Annotated in this window: 4 protein-coding genes; all 4 read right to left on the bottom strand. The window is 36.3% G+C overall.

The annotated features are described in order from the left end of the window. Window positions 1–3,237: toxin VasX (locus tag J3U35_RS11490; protein ID WP_267361480.1), on the bottom strand; the 3,237-nt coding region annotated here is incomplete at its 3' end. Between the two features lie 449 nt (window positions 3,238–3,686). Then, window positions 3,687–5,048, bottom strand: coding sequence for a tRNA uridine-5-carboxymethylaminomethyl(34) synthesis GTPase MnmE (gene mnmE / locus J3U35_RS11485; RefSeq protein ID WP_267361478.1), 1,362 nt, complete (start codon window positions 5,046–5,048; stop codon window positions 3,687–3,689). 124 nt (window positions 5,049–5,172) lie between these two features. Continuing rightward, window positions 5,173–5,760 carry a YdcF family protein gene (locus J3U35_RS11480; RefSeq protein WP_267352302.1) on the bottom strand — a complete coding sequence of 196 codons (588 nt, stop codon included), beginning with the start codon at window positions 5,758–5,760 and terminating at the stop codon, window positions 5,173–5,175. A gap of 12 nt (window positions 5,761–5,772) precedes the next feature. After that, window positions 5,773–6,333 (bottom strand): DNA-3-methyladenine glycosylase I, encoded by a 561-nt coding sequence (locus tag J3U35_RS11475; protein ID WP_267361488.1) that lies wholly within the window; start codon window positions 6,331–6,333, stop codon window positions 5,773–5,775. Between the last annotated feature and the right edge of the window lie 99 nt (window positions 6,334–6,432).

Genomic DNA, 6,432 nt, shown 5'->3' with positions numbered 1-6,432 from the left:
GACACCCGCTACCATGGCAGAGGTTTTAAACACACCATTGACTAAAAGACTGAGATTGGCTCGGTTTGCAATAAACGACCCGGCTAAATGAGGTAACCCCATATTGATAAAGGTTAAAACTTCGTTGACTAACAGTGCAAAACTTGCTCCAACTTTATATATGCCAAACTGTAAATCGCGTTTAATTTCATAACGCAGGGTTTCGCTTAAGTTTGCATCTTCCAGTTTTTGCAAGTTTTCTTTGTAGTTGATGTAGGTGGCGGCTGATTGTAATCCGGCTGAAATCGATTTAACAAAAGCTATGCTACCGCCAAATGCCGTCATTTTAGCCGTCGGGTCAAAACCGGCATTTTTTATACTGTCTAAGATTGACTCGCCTTGTAGTTTGGCTATCCGATTATATATTGACACACCGGTATTTTTTAATGTTCGGGCAGGAAATATTGAATTCGAATTTATGCCTGAAAATCTATCGAGTATATAGTTTTCTAATCGTTGAAATAATACCGAGCCATTTCTAAGCACGGTACGGTCATTGATGACATCGACTAGTTTTAAGCCAATATCGATATAGTCGTTGGCTGTTATCACAAAATTCCAATCAACCACCCCATTTTGACTTTCTTCTGTTTGCGAATAAGCCGGATAAGGTGAACTTGTGCTACTGTATCGCAACGGTTCGAAATATTGATTAAATTCACGTAACTCTAACACCGGAATATTTTTCATTTGAAAATGAAAAATCAATTCGCCATTTATCACCAACCCGCTTTCAGTAATCAACTGTGATAATCGTTCTTGAATAATTAGATAAGATGATAGGGCTAGGTCTTTTTCTGTAAAGTTGGAATGCCATGAAAGTACACGTGATATGAGTATCGAATAAAGCTTCAACATAAGCTCGCCTTTTTCACAGAAGAATTTTTTATCTAATTGGTTTGTCTTTGTTTCCGCTTCCAGCTCTTGTAATATCGTTTTGGTTTCCTGCAATCGCTTCGCTTTCGCCTTTAATTCTTTTTCTTCCGCTTCGCCTAGATATTGCGCTATTTGTTCGTCGGATTTGTTTTCTATCGGCGAGTATAAATCACTGTGCGCTTCCAGCTCTTGTTTCATGATGTTAAGGCGTTTTTTTATGATTAACTCCCAAAAACTGTTACTTCGTCCATCAAGCAGATGATAAAAAATACCATCGTCATACTTGATTAAGTTCTCCCATAATGCTATTTGTATTGGGTTCGTCACGCCACCTATACATGTAAAATCAATGATTGCTAAAAAATCTGAAAGATAACCTACATGGTTGTTAGAGCAATTTGTATCACACTCTATTAACCAAAATTTGCAATCATTAAATTGACTCATTTTGTCCGGAGTATGTTTTGACAAGAATGGAAATCCCAATAACCATAGCAAATAATACAAATAGTCCTGCGAAAAGTGATTAATCGAACTGATTATAGCGTTATATCTGTTTTTTTCTAAATTGGTAAATTGAGTTTCAGCACCCGGTTTTAATAGCTTTTCATATTTTTCCAAATGTTTGCTGGTTCTCATTAAAGCATCGAGTTCGGCACGACCATTTATTATGCTGTTATGTTTAAAAGCTTTGACATCAAAATATTCAGCTTTTTTAAAAAAACCATCCTTTTTATTAATTTTTTTCAGATGGTTAATTTTTTCTTCAGCTGTCATCGGAACTTCAAAATATCCCTTTGATAGTAAGTATTCTGTTTTTGGCCAAACACTAGTTTGCCTGTTAATTCCTATCCTGGATTCTGATATATAGTCATACTCTAGCTCTTCTCGTGCTTTTGATAATTCTATTGCTTTGATTTGATTGCGATATTCATTTATCAATGATAACGTTTTACGTTTATGCAGTGTTTTTTCTCTAAAATAATCTGCATTTACTCCCGCAGCCAAAGTCGCATTGTAATAGTAATTATAATCTTGGCTTATCATTATGTTATTTGAATTTGGGGTATTTTTGTGTTGATTGACATTTTCATCATTGTCATCTTCATGACTTGGTATATCCACACGTTTAGATCCCAAGATTTTATTGAAATGTTCATCAATTTTTTGGTTATAAATCTCTTCGGATTTGATCACCAGTTGCGCTATGGGCTCAATCCTTAATTGTCGTTGTAAGCTCAGTTCTTCCGCTATACCAAACGTATCTTCTAGAACCACAACAGGGACTTTGTATTCACGCGTTTGTTCTAATTTCTCAATTTGCGCATCTAAGACAAAGCTTGTCGCTAAAAACTCTTTATTATTTGCGTTTGACCTGTCTCGTAATGAGTTAAATTTGTGGGCTGTGATAAAGTTTTTCGAACTTAACAAACGTTTTTTACCGTCATGTGTGATGATAAATCGTGGATCAGCAGCCAGCTCTAATAATGAATTATCGGATTTGAGTTTTTGAAACTCAAAACTTCGCTTGCCCCCGTCAGTTAATTTGCTTGGATCTTTGTATGCTTCTTGATTCAGGTTAATTTTAGTAAAACGTTTAATCGCTTTTTCTAAACGAATATCTATCTCAAAATGTTCTTTTGTCGAAGAATCACCGGTTGTCGAAGAAGATCTTTTTCTAGAAGGTACTTCAATTGTGATCGACGATTCATTCATTAATTTTAGGTATTTTTCTATTGTACTGTTTTTACCTTGAGACCAGGCTCGACGAGTGTAAGCAATGTAGGCTTCGCCTTCATATATTGAGGTGTCAATATTGATAAAAGAACCGGGTATATGGTGATTGCCGTCTTTGGTACAACTTTCTGGGATCTCTTTAATGTTTCGCTCTTTTAAGTCAGTAATGGTTTTATGGCGAAATACGCCTGAAGGCGTCACTTCATATCCTAAAAACTCCCACCCTTTCGTTTTATGTTTGACTAAGATATAAACGTAACCCACGCGTAAGGTTCGATAGACATATTTATGGGTGACTAAATCAATGGGTGGCTCTCGATTGTCTTCCAATAATTTAATGGTTTCACCCATTTTTTGGGCTAAGTTGAAATTTTTACTAATCGGCGCTTTTCTGACCAGAAAAATGGGAAATCCTTGACGTTCGCAAACGCCACAACCACCATTTGCTAAAGCTGAACGAGAATCTTTGCCATCCTTGTTTGCTTCAGCATAAATAATGCGATCTTCGAGTTCAGCGGCTTGCTCTTCTTTTTGTTTTTGAAGTTGTTCTTCTTTTGTGGTTTTGGTGGTTGTATGCTTTTCCATTTAATTCATTCCAATTTTTTTTTAATATTCCTTTTAACTCAACTTGGTGTGAGTTATTTCCGTGTGATAAATATAAAAATATTTATTTTGCGATATTTTGAATAAGATATTGTTAAAATTGAAGCGATGAGTGTGAAGTTTACAATGTGGCAGGTTTTTACCTATTAATATATCTGACCTTAAGGCAAGATATTATGATTTATTTTGTATTCACAAATTAAGCTTAATTGATTTAATATTAGTTAAAAAATCAATAATCTAAAAATTTTTCTAGTTTTTCAGTTACTGCTTTCAAATTTATACAATTTTATATTTTAAATATTCTTTAAAAATTGTTAACAATATCTAAACGTAAAATTACCCTTTTTTTGAACATTTTGCAATAGTTAATTTTAAAGAGTAACACTATGAAAATTCATTAAATTTAAATGCAGTAACCTAGTTAAGTCTTATTTTCCAATACAAAACGAACTGAAGATACGACCTAATAAATCATCTGAAGTGAATTCACCAGTGATTTCGCTTAGCGCTTCTTGGGCAAGTCTGAGTTCTTCGGCAAGAAGTTCACCAGCATGGAAAGCCGTAAGTTGGTACTTACCATTGTTGAGGTGTTCTGACGCTTTTTCGAGTGCTTGCAGGTGTCGTCGACGTGCTAAAAAGCCGCCTTCAGTACTACTGGTAAAACCCATGGCTTGTTTTAAGTGATCACGAAGTAACGTTACCCCTTCCCCTGTTCGTGCAGAAAGTTGGATAAGTGAGTAACCATTGACTTGATTGTAACCTAATGCTTCACCAGTTAAATCTGCTTTGTTGCGTATGACTGTAACAGGCATATTTTTGGGTAGCCGTTCTATAAATTCTGGCCATAACTTTTCGGGATTGGTTTCGGTTGTGGTGGTGCTATCGACCATAAATAGTACCCTATCTGCTTGTTCAATTTCTTGCCAAGCTCGTTCAATACCAATGCGTTCAACTTCGTCACTGGCATCACGTAAACCCGCAGTATCAATAATATGTAGGGGCATACCATCGATATGAATATGTTCACGTAATACGTCACGCGTTGTGCCTGCAATATCGGTAACAATCGCCGCATCACGACCCGCCAACGCATTAAGTAAGCTTGATTTACCGGCATTTGGACGACCAGCTATCACCACTTTCATCCCTTCTCGTAACAGTGAGCCTTGTTTTGCTTCTTGGCGAACTTCGTTTAAGCGAGTAATCACTTCATTAAGTTGTGCTTCTATTTTGCCATCTGATAAAAAGTCGATCTCTTCTTCAGGAAAGTCTATTGCGGCTTCGGTAAAAATGCGTAAATGAATTAATGATTCAACCAATTCATTAATTTTTTTCGAAAACACGCCTTGCAAAGATGAAATCGCTGATTTTGCAGCTTGCTCAGAACTTGCATCAATTAAATCGGCTATGGCTTCGGCTTGGGCTAAATCTAATTTATCATTCAAAAAAGCCCGCTCTGAAAATTCACCCGGCTTTGCAATACGGACGTTAGCAATCTCTAATACCCGTTTTAAAAGCAAATCTAAAATGACAGGCCCACCATGCCCTTGTAACTCTAGTACATCTTCGCCCGTAAAAGAGTGAGGATTAGGAAAAAATATCGCTATTCCTTCGTCTAAGGTTGTGCCGTCAGAAGCTAAAAAAGGAAGATACTCCGCATAGCGAGGTTTTGGTATTTTACCGAGTATCGCTTGCGCAACGGTTTGCGCCTGTGGCCCCGAAATTCGCAAAATGCCCACACCACCTCGACCGGGTGGCGTTGCTTGTGCAACAATGGTATCTGTTTTCATATATGTTTGTAGCTGATTTAAATTTGAATGCCTAATAATAGCATGGACGCACGGCAAAAACAGTAGTGACTATGGGTTTTGCCGTTATTCATTGATTATTTAAGTGATAGAATCAGTCGGCTGATTATTCATCTTTCTTTGGATGATCGAATAACCAAGAATTTGCCAATGCTAGGGGTTCTCGGATTAATGCGACATATTTTTCTTCATTTCCCCACCCTAATGGTGCCGATAAACCTGATATTTCGTTAAAGCCTGAACGTTTAGCCAGCATTAGCGAACGCAGCATATGAAAATCATTAGTTACCACAACTGTCTTGCCTAACGGCAATACACGATTGGCATAGACAAATTGTTGAGCTGTTCGCGTCGATTTATCTTCTTGGTATACCCGTTTTGGATCAATACCTTTATTAATTAGATATTGTGCCATCACACTTGCTTCGGTCGCCGACTCATTATTACCTTGTCCCCCACACACAACAACTTTCGTTCGTGGATTACGTTGTAAATAATCGTAGGCAACATCTAATCGTTGGGCTAAAGTGTAATGAGGAACAGCAGGCTTACCTACAACAAGTGCACCTAATACAACTAAGGTGTCGGCATCTGGCGCTGGCTTTTGTTTAGAATAAAGATAAATAACGATGTTAGTGATAACAAAATAAGTCAAGATTAACGCTAAGCCATACTTAAATAATTTGGCGATCATTTCTTTTAACTCCTATTTTTTATAACAATGTTCAAAATGGTCATTGACTAATCCCATTGATTGCATAAAAGCGTAACAAATTGTTGACCCAACAAAAGAAAAGCCTCGTTTTTTTAATGCCTTTGATAGTTTATCAGATATATCGGTACTGACAGGCACTTCACTAAGGTCTTTGTAGTGATTGATAATTGGTTTACCGTCGACAAAAGACCAAATAAATGTCGAAAAATCTTCATTATTACTTTTCATTGTTAGATAAGCTTGTGCATTTTTTATAATACTATTTAGTTTTAATCGATTTCGAATCAGTCCTTTGTTTTCGAGTAAACATTCAACATCTTTTTGGGTTAATGTAATAATTTTTTCAGGGTTAAAATCAAAAAAACAGCGCCGATATTCTTCACGTTTTTTCAATACCGTGATCCAAGATAATCCCGCTTGTTGTCCTTCTAAGCAGATTTTTTCAAATAATTTTAGACTATCATACTGGGCAATTCCCCATTCGTTGTCGTGATAATTTATGTATAAAGGATCGTTTGAAACCCAGTCACAGCGTATTTTTGTTTTAGTCATCATCCCCAAATTCATCCTTAGTTAAAATAGTTTATTGATAGTACAACATAAAATAATTAAATGTTTTAATTATTATAAATCAAATGTTCAGTTTTACCG

Origin of the sequence: Gilliamella sp. B2717 (assembly GCF_026536675.1) — a bacterium.
Classification (GTDB): domain Bacteria; phylum Pseudomonadota; class Gammaproteobacteria; order Enterobacterales; family Orbaceae; genus Gilliamella; species Gilliamella apicola_I.
The sequence above is the reverse complement of the archived record's forward strand: the minus strand, read 5'-3'. Positions and strand labels throughout refer to the sequence as shown.

Bases quoted from the DNA above. Each gene is read 5' to 3' on its own strand.
- mnmE (WP_267361478.1), bottom strand. From the start codon at position 5,048: ATGAAAACAGATACCATTGTTGCACAAGCAACGCCACCCGGTCGAGGT.
- J3U35_RS11480 (WP_267352302.1), bottom strand. From the start codon at position 5,760: ATGATCGCCAAATTATTTAAGTATGGCTTAGCGTTAATCTTGACTTAT.
- J3U35_RS11475 (WP_267361488.1), bottom strand. From the start codon at position 6,333: ATGACTAAAACAAAAATACGCTGTGACTGGGTTTCAAACGATCCTTTA.